Source organism: Herbidospora mongoliensis (genome assembly GCF_001570545.1).
Lineage (GTDB): Bacteria > Actinomycetota > Actinomycetes > Streptosporangiales > Streptosporangiaceae > Herbidospora > Herbidospora mongoliensis.
Genome location: NZ_BBXD01000036.1, coordinates 1 through 16371 on the forward strand (window position 1 = coordinate 1; position 16371 = coordinate 16371).

The 16371-nt window shown below is 70.1% G+C and carries 11 protein-coding genes and 1 pseudogene; 7 read left to right on the forward strand and 5 right to left on the reverse strand.

Annotation, left to right across the window (positions count from 1 at the left end; all coding sequences use genetic code 11):
- Positions 1-157: 157 nt before the first annotated feature.
- The 3 genes and pseudogenes from AW272_RS46235 to AW272_RS39850 form a co-directional block, all read left to right on the forward strand.
- Positions 158-577: pseudogene (locus tag AW272_RS46235) on the forward strand (transposase); the annotation flags it as partial.
- Between the two features lie 158 nt (positions 578-735).
- A complete protein-coding gene (locus AW272_RS46240; protein WP_369408855.1) occupies positions 736-870 on the forward strand; it encodes a hypothetical protein in 135 nt (44 codons plus the stop codon).
- 123 nt (positions 871-993) lie between these two features.
- Positions 994-1395: a hypothetical protein gene (locus tag AW272_RS39850; protein ID WP_066376459.1), complete on the forward strand. Its 402-nt coding sequence runs from the start codon at positions 994-996 to the stop codon at positions 1393-1395.
- Positions 1396-1689: 294 nt separating this feature from the next.
- Here the strand turns inward: AW272_RS39850 and AW272_RS39855 are convergent, their stop codons facing one another.
- Positions 1690-3882 carry an MMPL family transporter gene (locus tag AW272_RS39855; RefSeq protein WP_066376461.1) on the reverse strand — a complete coding sequence of 731 codons (2193 nt, stop codon included), beginning with the start codon at positions 3880-3882 and terminating at the stop codon, positions 1690-1692.
- Between the two features lie 95 nt (positions 3883-3977).
- Here AW272_RS39855 and AW272_RS39860 point away from each other — a divergent pair, with 95 nt between their 5' ends.
- On the forward strand, positions 3978-4592 hold the full coding sequence (locus tag AW272_RS39860) for a TetR/AcrR family transcriptional regulator (protein ID WP_066376463.1): 615 nt from the start codon (positions 3978-3980) through the stop codon (positions 4590-4592).
- Positions 4593-5260: 668 nt separating this feature from the next.
- On the opposite strand, the gene AW272_RS44670 is transcribed toward AW272_RS39860, so the two are convergent.
- The 4 genes from AW272_RS44670 to AW272_RS39880 form a co-directional block, all read right to left on the reverse strand.
- Positions 5261-5674 carry a hypothetical protein gene (locus AW272_RS44670; RefSeq protein WP_157519361.1) on the reverse strand — a complete coding sequence of 138 codons (414 nt, stop codon included), beginning with the start codon at positions 5672-5674 and terminating at the stop codon, positions 5261-5263.
- A 533-nt stretch (positions 5675-6207) separates the two neighbouring features.
- Positions 6208-8112: an arabinofuranosyltransferase AftB family protein gene (locus AW272_RS39870; protein ID WP_066376466.1), complete on the reverse strand. Its 1905-nt coding sequence runs from the start codon at positions 8110-8112 to the stop codon at positions 6208-6210.
- 11 nt (positions 8113-8123) lie between these two features.
- A complete protein-coding gene (locus tag AW272_RS39875) occupies positions 8124-8876 on the reverse strand; it encodes a hypothetical protein (RefSeq protein WP_066376470.1) in 753 nt (250 codons plus the stop codon).
- Positions 8873-12673 carry an NB-ARC domain-containing protein gene (locus AW272_RS39880; RefSeq protein WP_169807737.1) on the reverse strand — a complete coding sequence of 1267 codons (3801 nt, stop codon included), beginning with the start codon at positions 12671-12673 and terminating at the stop codon, positions 8873-8875. The genes AW272_RS39875 and AW272_RS39880 overlap by 4 nt, the downstream gene beginning before the upstream one ends.
- Positions 12674-12981: 308 nt before the next feature.
- On the opposite strand from AW272_RS39880, the gene AW272_RS39885 reads away from it, so the two are divergent.
- Genes AW272_RS39885 through dprE2 form a run of 3 tightly spaced genes read left to right on the forward strand, consistent with a single transcriptional unit; the run spans position 12982 to position 15940 of the window.
- Positions 12982-13854: a decaprenyl-phosphate phosphoribosyltransferase gene (locus tag AW272_RS39885; protein WP_066376475.1), complete on the forward strand. Its 873-nt coding sequence runs from the start codon at positions 12982-12984 to the stop codon at positions 13852-13854.
- On the forward strand, positions 13851-15188 hold the full coding sequence (locus AW272_RS39890) for an FAD-binding oxidoreductase (RefSeq protein WP_066376477.1): 1338 nt from the start codon (positions 13851-13853) through the stop codon (positions 15186-15188). Before AW272_RS39885 ends, AW272_RS39890 begins: the two co-directional genes overlap by 4 nt.
- Positions 15188-15940 (forward strand): decaprenylphospho-beta-D-erythro-pentofuranosid-2-ulose 2-reductase, encoded by a 753-nt coding sequence (dprE2, locus tag AW272_RS39895; protein ID WP_218011240.1) that lies wholly within the window; start codon positions 15188-15190, stop codon positions 15938-15940. The genes AW272_RS39890 and dprE2 overlap by 1 nt, the downstream gene beginning before the upstream one ends.
- Positions 15941-16371: the final 431 nt, after the last annotated feature.

Sequence of the window (16371 nt, forward strand, 5' to 3'; positions counted from 1 at the left end):
CGAGCAGGCGGCCACCGCGGTAGGCCTGCTGACCCTGGTCTGCGGCCAGGACGTCGAACCGGCCGACGGTTCCGACGGCCGCGACGGGCGGTGGCGTATCGCCCAGCGGACCGTCACCGACCGGGTGGTCTCCACCGTCGATCCCGAATCATGGCACGTGCACAAAACCCGCACTCACCGCCAGGACGGCTTCAAGGCCCACATCGCGGTCGAACCCGAGACCTGCCTGTTCACCACCGTGGCGCTGCGACCCGGATCGGGCGCCGTCCATCACGAGGCCGCCCTTGCCCTGGACCTGCTCGCCGCCGAAGACGGCTCCTGCGACGTCTTCGGCGATGCCGCCTACTCCACCGGGCCTCGCCGCCACGCGCTGGCCTCGGCAGGGCATCGCATGGTGATCAAACCCGCGCCGCTGCGGCCGGCCGTGCCCGGCGGGTTCAACCTGGACGACTTCGCCATCGACACCACCGCCGGGACCGTGACCTGCCCGGCCGGACACCAAGTCCCGCTGTCAGCGCCGTCAGGCCGCCACCTGCAGCGCAAGGCGTTGTTCTCCGGCCTGTGCGCCGGCTGCCCGCTGCGCCCGCGCTGCACCACGACCAAAGCCGGGCGCATCCTCACCCTCGCCCCCACCACGACGAGCTTGCCTCCGCCCGCCGCCACGCCGCCACCGAGCCGGCCTGACAGGAGAATTACCGGCGCTGGAGGCCCCCGGTCGAACGCGCCATCGCCTGGATCGTCGCCCGGGGCAACCGCCGATTACGGTATGTCGGCACCATCAAGAACAACGCCTGGCCCCACACCCGCGCCGCCGCGCTCAACCTGCGAACCCTGATCAACCTCGGACTCACCCGCGCGAGCGAGTCCTAAACGCCGGCCTCCACGACCATCTGAGAAATCGCGAACCGCGCAACGTCGCAGCACGCGAACAAGATTTTCAGTGGTCTTCTAGCCGCCGTCCGCACCCGCACGGAGGAGCTCGGCGCCTCCTACATGATCGAATTCGCGGACAACCTCCAGGCCATGGCCGAGGGCAGAGAACGGCGAATCGCCACACCGGCGGACCACGATCCGCTCCTGGCCATGATCCCGCCCTTCATCGCCAACGACGTCTCCGGCCTCCGCGACGCCGCCAGGGCGTTCCCGTCCGACTCGGTCACCGGTAACTACTTCCGCTGCCTCCTGGCGGGGGATGTCAAGGGCCTGCACCGCGCGATCAGGGGCCTGCACCCGTCCTACCGCATCGCCCTGCTGGACCTCGCGGTGGAGGCCCAGCAGGAGATGTACGAATCGACGGGTGACCAGCGCCTGCGCAAGGCGTCGGTCAGGCATCAGGGGGAGGCCACCCGGCTCCGTGAACCGCGCCGCCGCTGGTGGCGGCTCACTCAACGGTGACGCTCTTGGCCAGGTTTTCCGGCTGCCAAGGTAGCGGTGGACCCCGTAGGGGTAAGCGGGTGCGCTACCGAGGGCGCTACCTCGTTCGCCTCGCTGAACAGGCGGGACCTCTGCGGGTAGCGGCATCCGGCCGGTCACTCCGGTTTTGGCGCCCTGGGATGTCCCGGCCGCGTGGGAGGCCGCAACCGCTACCCGGCAGCAGAGCGCGAGCCCATCGTGGAGCAGATCTGGGCACATGACCTCACCTGAACCCCGGGCGCGCCGGGTGGACGCCAACAGCCTGGCGCGGACGGATCACTCGCTCAGCCCGATCCGCGCGTGCAGCCGCCGCAGGGGGCCGGGCGCCCACCAGTTGGCCCGGCCCGCGAGCCGCATGAAGGCCGGCACCATGATCGCCCGGATGATCGTGGCATCCACCAGGATCGCCACCGCCATCCCGACGCCGAGCATCTGCACGAAGGAGACGCCCGCGGTGACATAGGCCGCGAAGGAGATCGCCAGGATCGCACCGGCGGCGGTGATCAGCGGAGCACTGCGCTGGAGCCCTGCCGTGACGGCGGCGACGGTGTCGCCCGTGCGGTCGTACTCCTCCTTGATCCGCGACAGCAGGAACACCTCGTAGTCCATCGAGAGCCCGTACCCGATGCAGAACATCAGGATGGGAATGCTCGGATCCAGGGTGCCCGTCGCGGTGAAGCCGAGCAGGCCCGACAGGTTCCCCTCCTGGTAGATCCACACGAGCGCGCCCAGCATCACCGACAGGCTCAGCAGGTTGAGCACCGTGGCCTTCAACGGGATCAGCAGGCTTCCCGTCATCAGGAACAGGATGACGAACGTCACCACAAGGATCAGCCCGAGCAGCAGCGGGAGCCGGTCCACCACCGCCTGCCGGTAGTCGCCGAGCTCTGCTGGGTAGCCGCCGACGAGCACCTCGAACGGCGCCGCCTGCGCCCGCACGTCCCGCACCAGGCCCACCGGATCACGCTCCATCAGCTCCGCGGCCGGCACCACGGACAGCCAGGTCCCCTCGACGCCCTGGAACCGCCCGGGATCGCCGTCGCCGACCCGCTGCCCCTCGGCATAGGATCCCGCCGCCGAGTCCACCTGGGCGACCCCGGGCAGCCGCGACAGCGCGGCCGCGTAGCCGGGCACCCCCGCCGCGTCGGCGGTCCCGGCGGAGACGACCTGCAGCGCGTCGCTCTCCTCCGCGGGGAACTCCGCCCGGATCACCTCGGAGGTCTGCCGCGCCGGCGCCGAGGTGGGCAGGATGCGATCGTCTGCGACGCCGAAGTTCAGCCCGAGGAAGGGCGAGCCGAACAGCAGGAGCACCACCGTCGCCACTCCGCCGAAGATCAGCGGCTTGCGCATGACGCGCGTGGCCAAGCCGCGCCAGAACATGCCGTCCTCCTCCTTCGTACGGCGGGGCAGCACCCGGTCACCGATCGCGGCGAGCACCGCGGGCAGGACGATCACGGCACCGACCACTCCCCCGATGACCACCGCGATCCCCGCGTAGCCGAAGGACCGGAAGAAGTCGAAGGGCATCAGCAGCAGCACCGCGAGCGAGGCCGCCACGGTCACCCCACTGAAGATCACCGTACGGCCTGCCTTCTCGACGCTTCTGGCGACCGCCTCGTGCCGGTCATGGCCCAGCCGTACCTCCTCGCGGAACCGCGAGACTATGAACAGCGCGTAGTCGATGCCGAGGCCGAGGCCGAGCGCCAGCGTCAGGTTGAGCGCGAAGGTGGAGACATCGGAGTAGAGCAGCGGCAGGCGGATCAGAGCCAGCGAGACCACCATCACGAAGACGCCCAGCACGATGGGCACCACGGCCGCCACCAGGCGGCGCAGGAAGATCCAGAGCAGTATGAACACCAGGGGAAAGATCACCATCTCGGCCCGCACGAAGTCCTGCCTGGCCAGCGGGACGGTCTGGCGGTAGACCTCCTCCCCGCCGCCCGCCTGAACGGTGATCGTGTCGTTGCCTCGGGTCACCTCGGGGATGATTCGCGGCAGGATCTGTCCCCTGACCAGGTTGGCGTCCCCCGGGATGCGCGCGAGCACGAGCGCGTGCGCGCGGTTCTCGCTTCGCAGCGTCGCGGGGGTGCCCCGCGACCAGTAGGAGGCGGCCTCGGCCACCCCGTCGAAGGCGGCCAGCCGGCTCGTCAGCTCCCGGCCGGCGGCGGCCACGGCGGGGTCATCAACGTTCCCGCCCCTGGCGGTGACGAGCAGGACGAGGTCGGCACTACCCGTGCCGAACCGCTCGGCAAGCTCGTTCTGCGCCTGGTCGGACTCCGAGCCCGGCGCGTCGTAGCGGGCGAGGGACAGCCCGCTCACGGCGCCGGCCGCCAGCGTGCCCATGACGACCGTGCCGAGCAGGGCCAGGATCATGACCAGACGGCGGCGTCGTATCAGCAGGTAGCCGAGGCGGCGCAGCGGGGGCACCGGCGGCGCGGTTACCGGAGGGGCATGGGTGCGGGCGGTCATCGTGATCAACCCCGAAGTCGGTAAACTACTCGCATTTAGCGTCGGAATCAGAAATACAAGTAAAAGCTCGCATTTGTCAACGTGGACGGTGATCCGTGGTCGAGACACGCAAGCCTGTACGCCGCCAGGCACGCGGCCTCAAACGCATGGAGGAGATCCTCGACGCGGCGGAGGAGGTGATCGCCGACATCGGCTACGCCGAGGCGACCACCAACGCGATCGCCGCGCGAGCCGGGATGTCGCCAGGCTCGCTGTACCAGTTCTTCCATCACAAGGAAGAGATCCTGGAGGCCCTGCTCACCCGGTTCACCGACGGCAGACAGCAGCACTGGAACGAGCGGCTGACCGGCGACGTGACGCGGATACCGCTGCCCGAGCTGGTTGACCAACTCGTCGATGAGATCGCCGACTTCAAGGGCAGCCGCCCCGCCTACTGGGCACTGCTGCACGGCTCGGCGACCGGCGACCGCCTGGCCTGGGCCTCCGAGCAACTCCACGCAGGCATCTCCACGCGCGTCGCGCAGGTCCTCTCGATCCGCGCCCCGCACCTGGACCAGGAGCGCTGCCTCACGCTGGCCACCATGTCGCTGGCGACGGTGAAGGCGGTCATGCCGCTTGTCGCCTCGGCCCCGCCACAGCGCTCCACCGAGCTCATCGCCGAACTGAAGACGATGCTGGTGGGCTACCTGACCCCCGCACTCGGCGAGTGAGGGGCGGGTCGGCGCTCGCCACGTGCTCGCCCACCCGCCCGTCCAGACCGCAGCGCTCAGCCAGCCGCATCACCGACACCAGCCCGCATAGGCGACCAGGTGCTCCTCGTCGAAGACCGCATGGGTCTTGGCCGGAGCATGAAAAGACTTGCACTTCGGAGGTGCCATCTCGAACTGGTTGACGGAAGCCTCAGGAACTCCCACATCCCAGGTCGGGGGGAATTCCTCACGTTTACGGCATTCGTGTCAGATTCGGCTCGGTGATCCAGGCTCAGCCTGGTCCACGGTCGCGGGGCTTTTGCAGTGTCACCACTCCCCCACTCGTCAAATCGACCTCGGCCCAACTCGGAGCCTTATGAGATGAATTTGATCTTGCCCACGTCAAGGGGAGGCTGTCGATGAAGGTCTGTTGTGGGATTTGATCAGAGTGCCGACAATACTCGCTGCCTTTACATTGTAGATTTCATGATCTTGTCACCTACGCGCACTCAGCAGCGACTACGCCCAGGGCGCCACGAGGCTGGTTCTGGACAACGGCTACTTCCAGAACGTGACGCCTATGCCGCGACGACGCCGCGCAGCTCCGCCAGTCGAGCTGACCAAAAGACGGGCCTGATCAGCGCGCGGGCGGTTCACTCCCACGGGCGTGGGGACCGGCGCACACGGCCTCACTCACTCCAGACACCCCGTGGTTCACCCCCACGGGCGTGTCGACGAACAGGGAACTTGCCGTCCCGGTCGCGGATCAAGTAACAGGCCCGGCAGCCGGTGTCCTCCAGATCCATCACCAGATTCCTGAGGGCCTGGGTGACCCAGTTCCCGGTCGGGTGTGCGGCGGTACCGAGAACGCGGACGCGTCTGGTCGCGTGGTCGATGACGGCCAGGATGTACTGACGCCGCCCATCCAAGGTGACGGTCTCGATGAAGTCACACGCCAGTAGCACCTCGGCTTGGGAACTCAGGAAGTCGGCCCAGGTGGTCGACGCCCGCTCGGGTGCCGGATCGATGCCTTCCCTCTTGAGGATCTCCCAGACCGTGGACGGCGCGACCGTGATGCCGAGCGTGGCGAGCTCTCCGTGCACCCTCCGGTACCCCCAGGACGGATTCTCCCGGACCAGGCGGAGGACGAGGGCGCGGATCGAACAGTGGGCAGGCGCCCGCGCCGTTTCGGCACGCAGACAGGAGCATGACACCGTTTCACCAGATCGCGGTGCCACCGCACGACAGTATCCGGCCGGACGAGGAGCCTCAGCCGGTGCAGAACGTCGCGGGGAAGCGGCGCCAGGAGAGCGGCGAGGAACGCTCGATCCTCAGAAGCGAACCTCACCCGAGCGCCGACGCCGAGTTGCCGTTCGAGAACGGTGATCTGGTGACGCAGGGCGAGGATCTCGATGTCCTTGTCCCGATCGCCCTACGGCAGCAACCGCAGCGCCGCGAAGGTGTTCGTGACGGCCAGGTAGGCCAGGCGAAGGAGCACGACCGGCCATCCTGCCGCACTGGCTCCTCTTCAGGAATCGAAACCTGCCTACAAGAGAAGCACTTGCGGGTGTTCAGCCAGACGGTGATCGCCTCCGCCGATGGCGTCGGACCGGTCAGCCTCCTGTTAGGGGATTCATCACCGGCGTCGCAGTGCCCGGACGACCGCCACCGACACCCCCACGGCCACACCTCCGGCTGCGGCGAGCACCGCCGCGCGGGCCCACCGCCGAGACGCCATCGGTTCGGCCGGGTCCACGCTTTCGTGCCTGTCGCTGCCGACTTGACTGCGGGGGGTGATCCTCGACACCGTGTCCGTGGCCACGCGAAGTCGAGTCAGGCCAACCGCCTGGTGGACGTTGCGCAGAGCGCGCGTGGGAGTCAGCGGATCCTGGGTGGCGGCCAAGAGGCGCGCGATGGCCGGTTGGCGCAGCAGTCGGCGGGCGGCCTCCAGCGCGGTCCGGTCGACATCAGCCGGCAGGCCCGCGTCATCCTCGTCGGCGAGGGCGAGCCGGGCGAGGACGAGAGCGGGAGGCAGGCGTTTCTGATGGCCGATGCGCGCGGCCGGGTCGGCGGGGATGCGACTGCCCACGGCGTCGGCGAGGCCGAGCACGTCGATCACGTGGACGTCGGGCCCGGCCGCGACCGAGCCCAGGCCGATGGTGATGGATTCGAGCACGACCCCGGATCCGGGGGCCAGGGCGTGTTCCTGATCATCGATGCGTACCAGCACGTCTGCGCCCTGGGCGGCGAGCGTGCGGGCGCGCCGGCCGGTGCGGGCGCTGGCGACACGGCTGTGATCGTCGAGGGTGACCGGGTGGGGGTGGCCGGACTCCCGCACCCACCAGGCGCGCTCGTCGACGATGTCGGACCAGCGGGCCGGGGGCCGGTCGGGGAGGCGTAGCCGGAGCCCGCAAGCCGCCGCCCAGGCGACCAGCGCCGCCGGGACTATCCAGCTCACTGTGCGGGAGGGCAGGGCGGCGGCGACCATGAACAGTCCGAAAGTGGCGGGGAGCAGCAAGCGGCTGTGCATGAAGTCGCCGCCCACCCGGACGACGAAGGCGGCGTGCAGGAGTGCCCCGGCGACAGGCGTCCCGAGGAGAACCAGGAGTCGGCGATCGCCGGTGGGCGCCGACCCGGCCAGCCACCGTCCTGCCCACATGGCGACTAGCGCGCCGGGCACCGCGAGCAAGTAGGTCGTGGTGTGGTTGTCCAGGTAGGCCAGACCTTTGCGCCAATTGCTGTGACCTGCCTCCTTGACCAGCGCAGTGTTGGGCACTGTCGCGGCGAAGTATGCCATGCGGAACAGCTGGTAGGCGGCGGGTGCGGCGAGGGCTACCCCGATCGTCCGGGCGGCGGCTGGTAGCCCCGGCCGGCTCAGTGACAGCTGGGTGGTCAGGAAGGCCGCGCTGAACAGGGCCAGGTCGGGCCGGATGAGTGGCCCGAGACCGAGCAGCACCGGCAGCCAATCCACAGCGGGGGGCGAATCGGTGTAGCGACGGGTGAGCAGCCACTGGCAGCCGCCGAGCCAGGCGAAGGTGAGACCGGTCTCCAGCCCTGAGGTGGCGAAGTCCCAGAAGGGCGGCAGGGCCGCCAGCACCAGCGCCCCGGCCGGCCATGGACGAGCCGGCCCAAGATGGCGGACCAGCCGCGCCGACGCGGCGGTGGCTGCGGACAGGCCGAGCACGGACAGGCCGAGCCCGGCGCCGACCGCCAGCCGCTCCAGTGGGATGTGTCGTCCCAGGGCCGCGTCCAGGCCGACGAGCATGGCCGACCACAGCGGGCTGGTCGCCGTCTCGACCCGTTCACCGCGGTTGAAGGCGAAAGGCTGGCGGCCGTGCCGGGTAACGGCGACGACCCGGAAGTTGATGAAGGCATCCTCCGTGGCCCAGCGGCGGCGCCATCCGGCCACGGCCAGCACGGCGGCCGGGACGGCCAGCTCCCACGATCGGCGGTCCCCACTCGGGGGAATGGGCACCCGTTTGGAGATGGCGGCGAGGTCGCACGGTCGTCCGCCGCAGTAGGTGTAGGTCGCGGGCTTCACTGGACCCTCCATCAGTCACGTAGCAGTGCGGCGGTCGGCCTCCGGCGTCGCGTCCAGTCAGCCGGTGAGAAGGGGCGACAGGCCACGCCGACCGTCGTCTGCCCGGCGAGCACGACCTGGCCGGACTCCGCCGGGGCAGCCGGGTCACCGACGTCGGCCAGGATGCCGATCTCGTTGTGCCCGTCGGTGAGGACGATGTCGCCGGGGCAAAGCGGGTCGGTGACCGGAACGGACATGGTGCCGCTGGCATCGGTGGCCCAAGTGATGATGTCGAAGGTGATCGGGTATCGGGCTTCGACGGCCTGTTCCATGCACCAGTTCACCAGCCCCACGGCGTCGAAGTGGCGTCGGCCGCGGCAATCCTCGCCCCAGACGATCCGATGGGCCTCGGACCCGCTGTCGAGGCATCGGGGGCTGAAGAACTCGAAGTAGGGTTGCCAGTCGTGCTCGGGGAGTGAGGCGAGTTCGGCGAGGTACACCAGCAAGTCGATGTCTGTGCGGTGGGCGGCGCGACCGCCAGCGATACCGCCGGCGGTCTGATCGAACCGGCCGCCGCAGACGTGCTCGCCGCACCGGGCTGTGAACACGGCAGGGTCGGCTGGATCGGTGCGCGAAGGCACCAGCGTCACTCCCGCCGGCCGCATCTGCGTGCCGTCCTGGTGGCCGGGTCGCGCCCCGGCCGCGCCGGGCAGGACGTGGGCGCGGTCGGCGACCTGCGCCAGGGCCAGGTCCGCCGCCCGCCGCGCGTATCGCCCGGCGTTCACAACAGGCTCCGGGACGATGTCCGTGCCGGTTCGTCGACCGTGAGAACGGACCAGTGGGTGGTCATGCCGGCGACGATTCGGTCGCCGCGCCAGGCGATGGCGAACACGCCGCTGCCCATGCCGACCCCGCACACCGGCGTGGCCGCATCCGCGTCCCAGATCCGCACCGTCCGGTCCTCGCCCGCGGTGGCCAGTCGGCGGCCGTCCGGCGACCAGACGACCGACACCACGGCTTCGGAGTGGGCCGCGAACGTCGGCGCCGGTCGGCCCAGCCCGTCACGGTCGGGTGCGGGCGGCTCCCAGACGGCGGAGTCCCAGAGCCCAACGCCGCCGTTTCCCGCGCCGGCCGCCAGTAGTCGGCCATCGGGGGACCAGGCCACCGAGGCCACCCGGCCCAGATCGCCGCCCAGCACCACCGGCCGCGCACTGGGTAGGTCGGCGTTCCAGATCCGCACGGTGCCGTCGTCGCCGCCCGATGCCAGCCTCCTACCATCGCTCGACCAGGCCACGGACGGCACCCAGCCACGGTGGCCGGTCAACACGGTCGGGACCGAGCCTGCCCTGTCGAGATCCCAGATCCGCACGGTGCCGTCGTCGCCGGAGGTAGCCAGGCGTCGGCCGTCGGGTGCCCACGCCGCTGAGCGCACCAGACCGTCGTGACCGGTCAGCAGCACCGCGGCGGCACCCATGGCCAGGGTGTCCCAGATCCGCACGATTCGGTCAGCGCCGCCGACGGCCAGCCGGCCGCCGTCGGGCGCCCACGCCACGACCCACACACCGCTGGTGAGATCGGTCACCTCGGTGCCCGACCGCTCGGGAAAGTTGGGATCCCACAGCCGCACGGCGCCGCTTTCCGTGCCGGTGGCCAGCTGCCTCCCGTCAGGCGATAGATCCACCGAGAACACCCGCCAACCGTGATCGACCTGGCTCTCGGGGCGGCGGGCGGCGTCGGACTTCCACACCCGCGCGGTCTCGTCCTGCCCACCGGAGGCCAGGCGCCGGCCATCCGGTGACCAGGCCACCGACCACACGAAGTCCTCGTGGCCTGTCAGCACGACAACGTCCGCGCCGAAGGAACCAAGGAGGTCCCACAGTCGTACGGTCCGATCGGCCCCGCCGGAGGCCAGTCGCCGGCCATCGGGTGACCAGGCCACCGACCACACCAGACCGGCGTGGCCGGTCAGCACCAGCCGGGCGCCGCCACCCACCGGCCATGCGCGGACGGTGGAGTCCCCGGCCGATGCGATCCACCGGCCGTCGGGTGACCAGGCCACCGACCACACCCAGCCGTCGTGTCCGGCCAGTACGACCGACGCGGCCCGCCTGTCCGACGGCGAGTCGGATACGTCCCAGATCCGTACGGTACGGTCGGCGCCCCCGGAGGCCAGCCGGTGCCCCTCGGGTGACCAGGCGACCGACCAGACGCTGCCGGCGTGACCGGTTAGCACGGCTCTCGGCCGTCCCGGCGCGCCGGGATCCCACACCCTCACCGTGCCGCCGCTATCAGTGGTGGCGAGCCGCCGGCCGTCGGGTGACCAGGCCACCGACCAGACGCTGCCGGCATGCCCAATGAGCTGCACCGGCGGGCGGCCGGGATCGTCGGGATACCACACGCGCGCTGTCCCGTCGTCGCTTCCCGAGGCCAGGCGCTGGCTGCCGTGCGCCCAGGCGACGGTGCGCACGCCTGCGTCGTGGCCGGTCAGGGTCGTCGAATGAGGTCCGGAAGCACCGGTGGGCCACGTCCGCACGGTTCCACCGGCGCCTCCGGTGGCCAGGCGCAGGCCATCGGACGACCAGGCCACCGACCACACGCCTCCCCAGCGGGGCCACTGGCCGGAGGGCGCGGGGTGGCCGACGAAGACCCGGTCGAGCGCGTCTGACCGCACTTCTCCCGACCGGCGCAGACGCACTGGCGGGAAGAGCGCGTCCAGACCCTGCCGGGGATCGAGGTCACCGCCGAGGTTGGCGAGGGTCAGGGCGCGGTCGCCGATCGTCGAGACCGCGCTCATCGCGTGACTGATCCGGCGGAACCGATCGAGAGTCTGCTGCCCGGCCCGGAAGGTAGGCAGTGCGGCCAACGCGTGTTCGAGATCGGACTCCGGGGCGTGCGGGCCGTCGTGGTGGAAGCGGCGCAGCAGCCAGACCGGGTCGGTGGACACCTCCTGCAGGTCGAACACATCACCCGCCGCGATGAGGTGCTCGACCAGATGGTCGGGCAGGTAGGGCTCGTCGTCGGGAAGGCTGCTCCACCGTCCGGGCGTGACCAGCGCGTCCTGGTGGGCGATCAGCAGCTGACGGTGCGCCAGCGCGGAGTCGGGAATCTGCAGCAGCAGGAAGGCCCGCTGCTGATCGTGCAGGCGTACGCCGCCGTCGAATATGAGCAGATTTCGGTTGGCGAACGCCATGCACAGCAACCTGCTGGCCGCGTCGTCAAGTCCGGCTGTGTGCCGCCACAGCCGGGCGACCGTGGCTCCGGGCGCTGTCACGTCGTCGCCGAACACCACCAGTTCGCCGTATCGCCGCCGCTCGTGCTCGTCGAGCGCGCTCCAGGCCAACTGGAGGGCCCGGAATTGGTTGGCGAAGCCGTCGTCGGTGTACACGTCGCCGGCTTTGTGTACCTCGGCCAGCGCGGCAGCCCAGGAGGTGCCGTGGGCGATGGTTGCGCCGAGCAGAGCCAGCGCCAGGATTACCCCGCCCAGAGCCTCGACCAGTTCGTCGGTCTGTGGGGGCAGCGGCTCGGGATGGGAGGTCATGTGGGCCAGAAATTTTCGGGCCTCCTCGGGCCCGAGCCGTTCCAGCGCGAAGGCCGGGGCGTGCAGCCGGGTCAGGACCAGTAGGTGCCGGGTGGTCAGAACGGTCCGCCCCTCCGCCCCGGTGACCAGCAACGCCTCGGCCGCAGCTGCGGACCAGACGTCGTCGATGACCAGCAGCACCCGCTTCCCGCTGAGCGCCTCGCGCAGTGCGGCCCGTCCGTCGACCTCGTTGCGGAAACCGCCTTGTATACCCAGCAGGCGGGCCAGCCCGATCTGGGCGGCCACCGGATCGGGACGCTCCCCGAGCGTGATCCAGTAGATGCCGTCGGGGAAGGCCTGCCGGACTGCGGGATCTCGGGCCAGGGCGGTGGCCAGCACGGTCTTGCCCATTCCACCCGCGCCCTGCACGCCCACGGCGTCATGGGTGCCGAGTATCAAAGAGCGCAGAGCGCCCAGCTCGGCCGGGCGGACAAAGTGGTTGATCGGCAGCTCGGGAACGCCGTGCACTGGGCCCAGCTGAGCGGACGGAAGGGCTACCTCGGCGCTGGGCACGCTCGCGGCGACGGCGGCTCCGGCCGACGACCCGGGCGAGAGCGTGGAGAGGCCGAGGAAATCCGGCGCCCGTTGGGCGAGATCGGTCAGTGCGGCGGCCAGGTCGCCGGTCCGCTCGGTCAGCGCTTGCTCGGCGGAGCCCAGGAACTGCAACGCGGCGATGGCGGGCACGCTGCCCCACGGGCACGGCCGGACGTAGACCGGCGCCACGCGTCGGCCCCGCGTCAACAGCCGGGGCAGTTCCTTCTCCATGATGAACTCGGAGGTCAGCGAGTCTTCGCTGATCAGGAGCAGGCTCGCGGCGGCGCCGTCCAGGGCGAGGTCCAATTCCTCGTTCCATTCTCCCGCGACCATGGTCTGGTCCCACCAAACGCGGTAGCCCCGCTCATTCAGCACCAGGCCCAGCATCAGCACCAGGCGACGGCACAGTTCCCTGTCCTCGCGCGCGTAGGAGACGAAAACATGCGGGCGATCGGGACGCGTGCTGCTCATTCGTCGAAGCGTAGAGGCACGCCCTCGGCAGCGGTACTTTCCCGCGCGGTTGATCAGCGTCGCCCGGACAATCGTGGCGGCGCTGTGCCGTTGGTCCGAGTACGGAGCCGAGGAATGGGCGGGCCTGTCAACGTCGGAGAAATGAATGGACAATGAATCTCCCGGCGCAGGGCCACCTGAGGCCATCCAGATGCCTGTCTTCCAATGGCGCAGTGGGGCACGAAAACCTAAGCTTGAGAATCGCGGAGTTCTTATCACACGTGGCCGCCGATAATGCCATTTCGGCGTGGCCTTAACTGGGGGCCACTATGGCGGGGCGTTACCGGACCATTTCTCAGCTGATTCAAACGGCCCGACCCCGGCAGTGGGCGAAGAATGTTCTCGTGATGTTCCCCGGCCTCATCGGCGGGACCGTGTTCGAGCCGCAGGCCGCGCTGGCGTTCGGCATCGCGTTCGCCGCGTTCTGCCTCGCCGCCTCGGGTGTGTACTTCGTCAATGACGTACGGGACGCCGAACAGGACCGGCAGCACGACACCAAGCGGTCCCGGCCGGTCGCGGCCAGAACCCTGTCTCCCTCCTTGGCGCTCGTCGTCGGCGGTTGCCTGGTCATCAGCGGTCTCGGCCTCGGGTTCGCCGTACGCGCCGGGCCGGTGATCGCCCTCTATATAGCGATCTCGCTCGCGTACTGCATAGTTCTGCGTGACGTCCGCGGCGTGGACCTGGTGGCTGTGGCGTCGGGATTTCCGCTGCGCGTCATTGCCGGAGCCCAGGCCGGAGGCATATCGACCCCCTCATGGCTGCTGGTCGTCGTATTCACCGGGGCGCTGTTCGTGGTGGCCGGAAAACGCTACAGCGAGGCCGTCGTCTTCGGAGAACTCCGTGCGCGCATTCGTCCCTCGCTCGCCCACTACCGGGCACCGCAACTTCGCAGAATTGTGCTGGCGGCGGCCGTCGCGTCCGTGGCGTCGTACGCACTCGGCGCCGCCGCGTCCTATGACCGGGACGGCAGAGTGCTCCTCATCTTGTCGCTGATTCCCTATACGCTCGTACTCGTGCGGTATGCGGTAGCCGTGAGGCAGGCGCGGGGAAGCAGCCCCGAACATCTCCTGCGTGGAGATCGCGTTCTCCAACTGCTGGGCGTCATCTGGTTCTGCCTGTTCGCGATCAGAACGCTGCCATGACCACGGTGAAGCCGCTCACCGGTTGGGGCAGGGGGGTCCCCACCTACGCGCGGATCCTGACAGGCGCGGACGACGCGATGCTCGCCGCCGCCGTCCACGACGCCGGGGCACGCGGCGTGCTCGCCCGGGGTGCCGGACGAGCCTACGGGGACGCCGCGCAGAACAGCGGTGGAGTCGTCGCCGACATGACCCACCGGACCCGCATCCTGCATTTCGACGAGGCCGACGGCGTCATACGCGCGGAGGCAGGCGTGACCATGGACGCGCTCCTGCGCACCGTGGTGCCCCGGGGCTGGTGTCTGCCGGTCGTTCCTGGCAGCGCGCACGTCACGGTCGGTGGCGCGATCGCGTCCGACATACACGGCAAGAACCACCGGCAGAGCGGCGGCTTCGGCGGCCACGTGATCGCCTTTGATCTGCTCACGGCCGACGGTCAGGTGCGGGAGGTCTGCCCTGCGGCCGCCCCGGAGACGTTCTGGGCCACGCTGGGCGGCATGGGTCTGACCGGCATTGTCCTGCGCGCGACTCTGCGACTCGCCCGCCTGCGCACCGCCTGGGCCACGGTTCTCCAACGCCGGATCGCCGGGCTGGACGCGCTGCTCACCGGCCTCGACGCGGCCCAAGGACCCGGCGAACACTCCGTCGCCCGGATCGATCTGTCTGGACATCGGGTGCGCGGGGTGCTCAGCCACGCCCGGCCCGCCGCGTCCGCCGACATTCCGCCCCGGTACCGGGCCGAGCCGCTCGCATATGTCGCACCGCGCCCGCTACCTTGTCCCCCGTTGCCCGGAGCGCTGCTGATGCGGCCGGCGACGCTGGCCGCGGCGAACGGTGTCTTACGCGCTGGGGCCCCTCTGGTCACGTCCAGGGTCCTGCCGCTGCCGGCTTTCTTTTTCCCGCTCGATCGGCTCGTCTCATGGAACCGCGTCTACGGGCGCCACGGGTTCGTCCAGCATCAGTTCGTCGTGCCGCCCAGCGCTGTCGACGCGCTTGGGACCGCGCTGAAGCTGCTCGCGGCGGAACCTGGGGGCGTGCCGCTGGTCGTGCTGAAAAGACTTGGCCCGCGCGACGCCGGGCTGCTGTCGTTCCCGATGGACGGATGGACCCTCGCCGCCGATATGCCCGCATCCCCCTCACTGGCCCCGCTGCTCGGCCGTCTGGACGACCTAGTAGCCCGCGCGGGAGGCCGGGTCTACCTCGCCAAGGACTCCTGCCTGAGTGCCCGGCACATGGCCCAGATGTATCCACGGCTGCCCGAGTTCCAGGAGATTCGCCGCACGCTGGACCCCCAGGGTGTGTTCAGGTCCGACCTGGCGAGGAGACTGTCACTGTGATGGACGCGCTGGGCCGCCCCCAGTCACTACTGCTCCTCGGAGGGACCTCCGACATCGGCCTCGCGATCGTCGCCCGGTATCTCGACGGGCGACCGCTCCGCGTCGTGCTGGCGGCCCGCGACTCACCCCGGCTGAAGGAAGCGGTCGCGCGGCTGGCCGGCCGTGGAGCGGTCGTCGAAGTGGTCGAGTTCGACGCGGCCGAACCGCAGACGCACGCGGCGGCGCTGGGGCAGTGCTTTGCCCGGCGTGACATCGACATGGCGATCGTGGCCTTCGGCCTACTGCCCGACCAGCGGGCGGCTATGGACGACCCGGCCATCGCCGTCCAGACCGCGTCGGTCAACTTCACCGGAGCCGTGAGCGTGGGCGTGATCCTGGCCCGGGAGATGAGGGCGCAGGGTCACGGTGTGATCATCGCGCTCTCGTCCGTGGCGGGCGAGCGTCCACGCCAGGCCAATTTCCTGTATGGGTCCGCCAAGGCCGGGATGAGCGCGTTCTACGACGGGCTGGCCGACTCCCTCATCGGAACCGGGGTTCGGGTGGTCGTGGTGCGGGCTGGGTTCGTCCGAAGCCGGATGACCGCCCATCTTCCGGCCCCGCCGCTGGCCGGAACCCCCGAGCGGGCCGCCGCCGCGATCACGCAGGCCGTCTGGCGAGGCCGCGCGGTGGTCTGGACCCCCCGCTCCGCCCGCGTCCTGGCCGGAGTGATCCGCGTCCTGCCTCGGGGCGTCCTGCGGCGGATCCCCTTCTGATCCTGGAGGCGGTCTCGGTCATCGACTCGTCCAGGGGCATCTGGGCGAGCATGGCTGGAGCGGACGACGGCTGTGACGCCTGCGTCCGGCCCCGCAAGCGAGAGGTTGATGGGCTGGACCTGGCCGAGACCGGCACCACCGTGGGACCGCGCCAGGCTGTCGCCACATTGAGAGCGCTCCGGAAATTGCGCTGTGGATGGTCGCGTAGCCGCAGGGCCAGTTTGCGGGCCGGGCTCTGCTTGCCGGACCCGCGTGGTGGATGGGCGGCCAGCGCACGTCCCACCAGGTCGTCGAAGCACGGCGAAGGCCGCGGCCATTCGCGCGCAAGGAGTCAAACCCGGTCAAACCTTCGAATGCCGGTGGCCGTGGTTCAAAGCTTTGTTGTGGCCCGCCACCCCATCCCAGAAAGGAGAGGGTATGGCGGCGGCCGG

Excerpts from the sequence above, each read along its gene's own strand:
- AW272_RS39880 (WP_169807737.1), bottom strand. The coding sequence starts at position 12,673 with ATGAGCAGCACGCGTCCCGATCGCCCGCATGTTTTCGTCTCCTACGCG.
- AW272_RS39850 (WP_066376459.1), top strand. The coding sequence starts at position 994 with ATGATCGAATTCGCGGACAACCTCCAGGCCATGGCCGAGGGCAGAGAA.
- AW272_RS39890 (WP_066376477.1), top strand. The coding sequence starts at position 13,851 with ATGACCACGGTGAAGCCGCTCACCGGTTGGGGCAGGGGGGTCCCCACC.
- dprE2 (WP_218011240.1), top strand. The coding sequence starts at position 15,188 with ATGGACGCGCTGGGCCGCCCCCAGTCACTACTGCTCCTCGGAGGGACC.
- AW272_RS39855 (WP_066376461.1), bottom strand. The coding sequence starts at position 3,882 with ATGACCGCCCGCACCCATGCCCCTCCGGTAACCGCGCCGCCGGTGCCC.
- AW272_RS39885 (WP_066376475.1), top strand. The coding sequence starts at position 12,982 with ATGGCGGGGCGTTACCGGACCATTTCTCAGCTGATTCAAACGGCCCGA.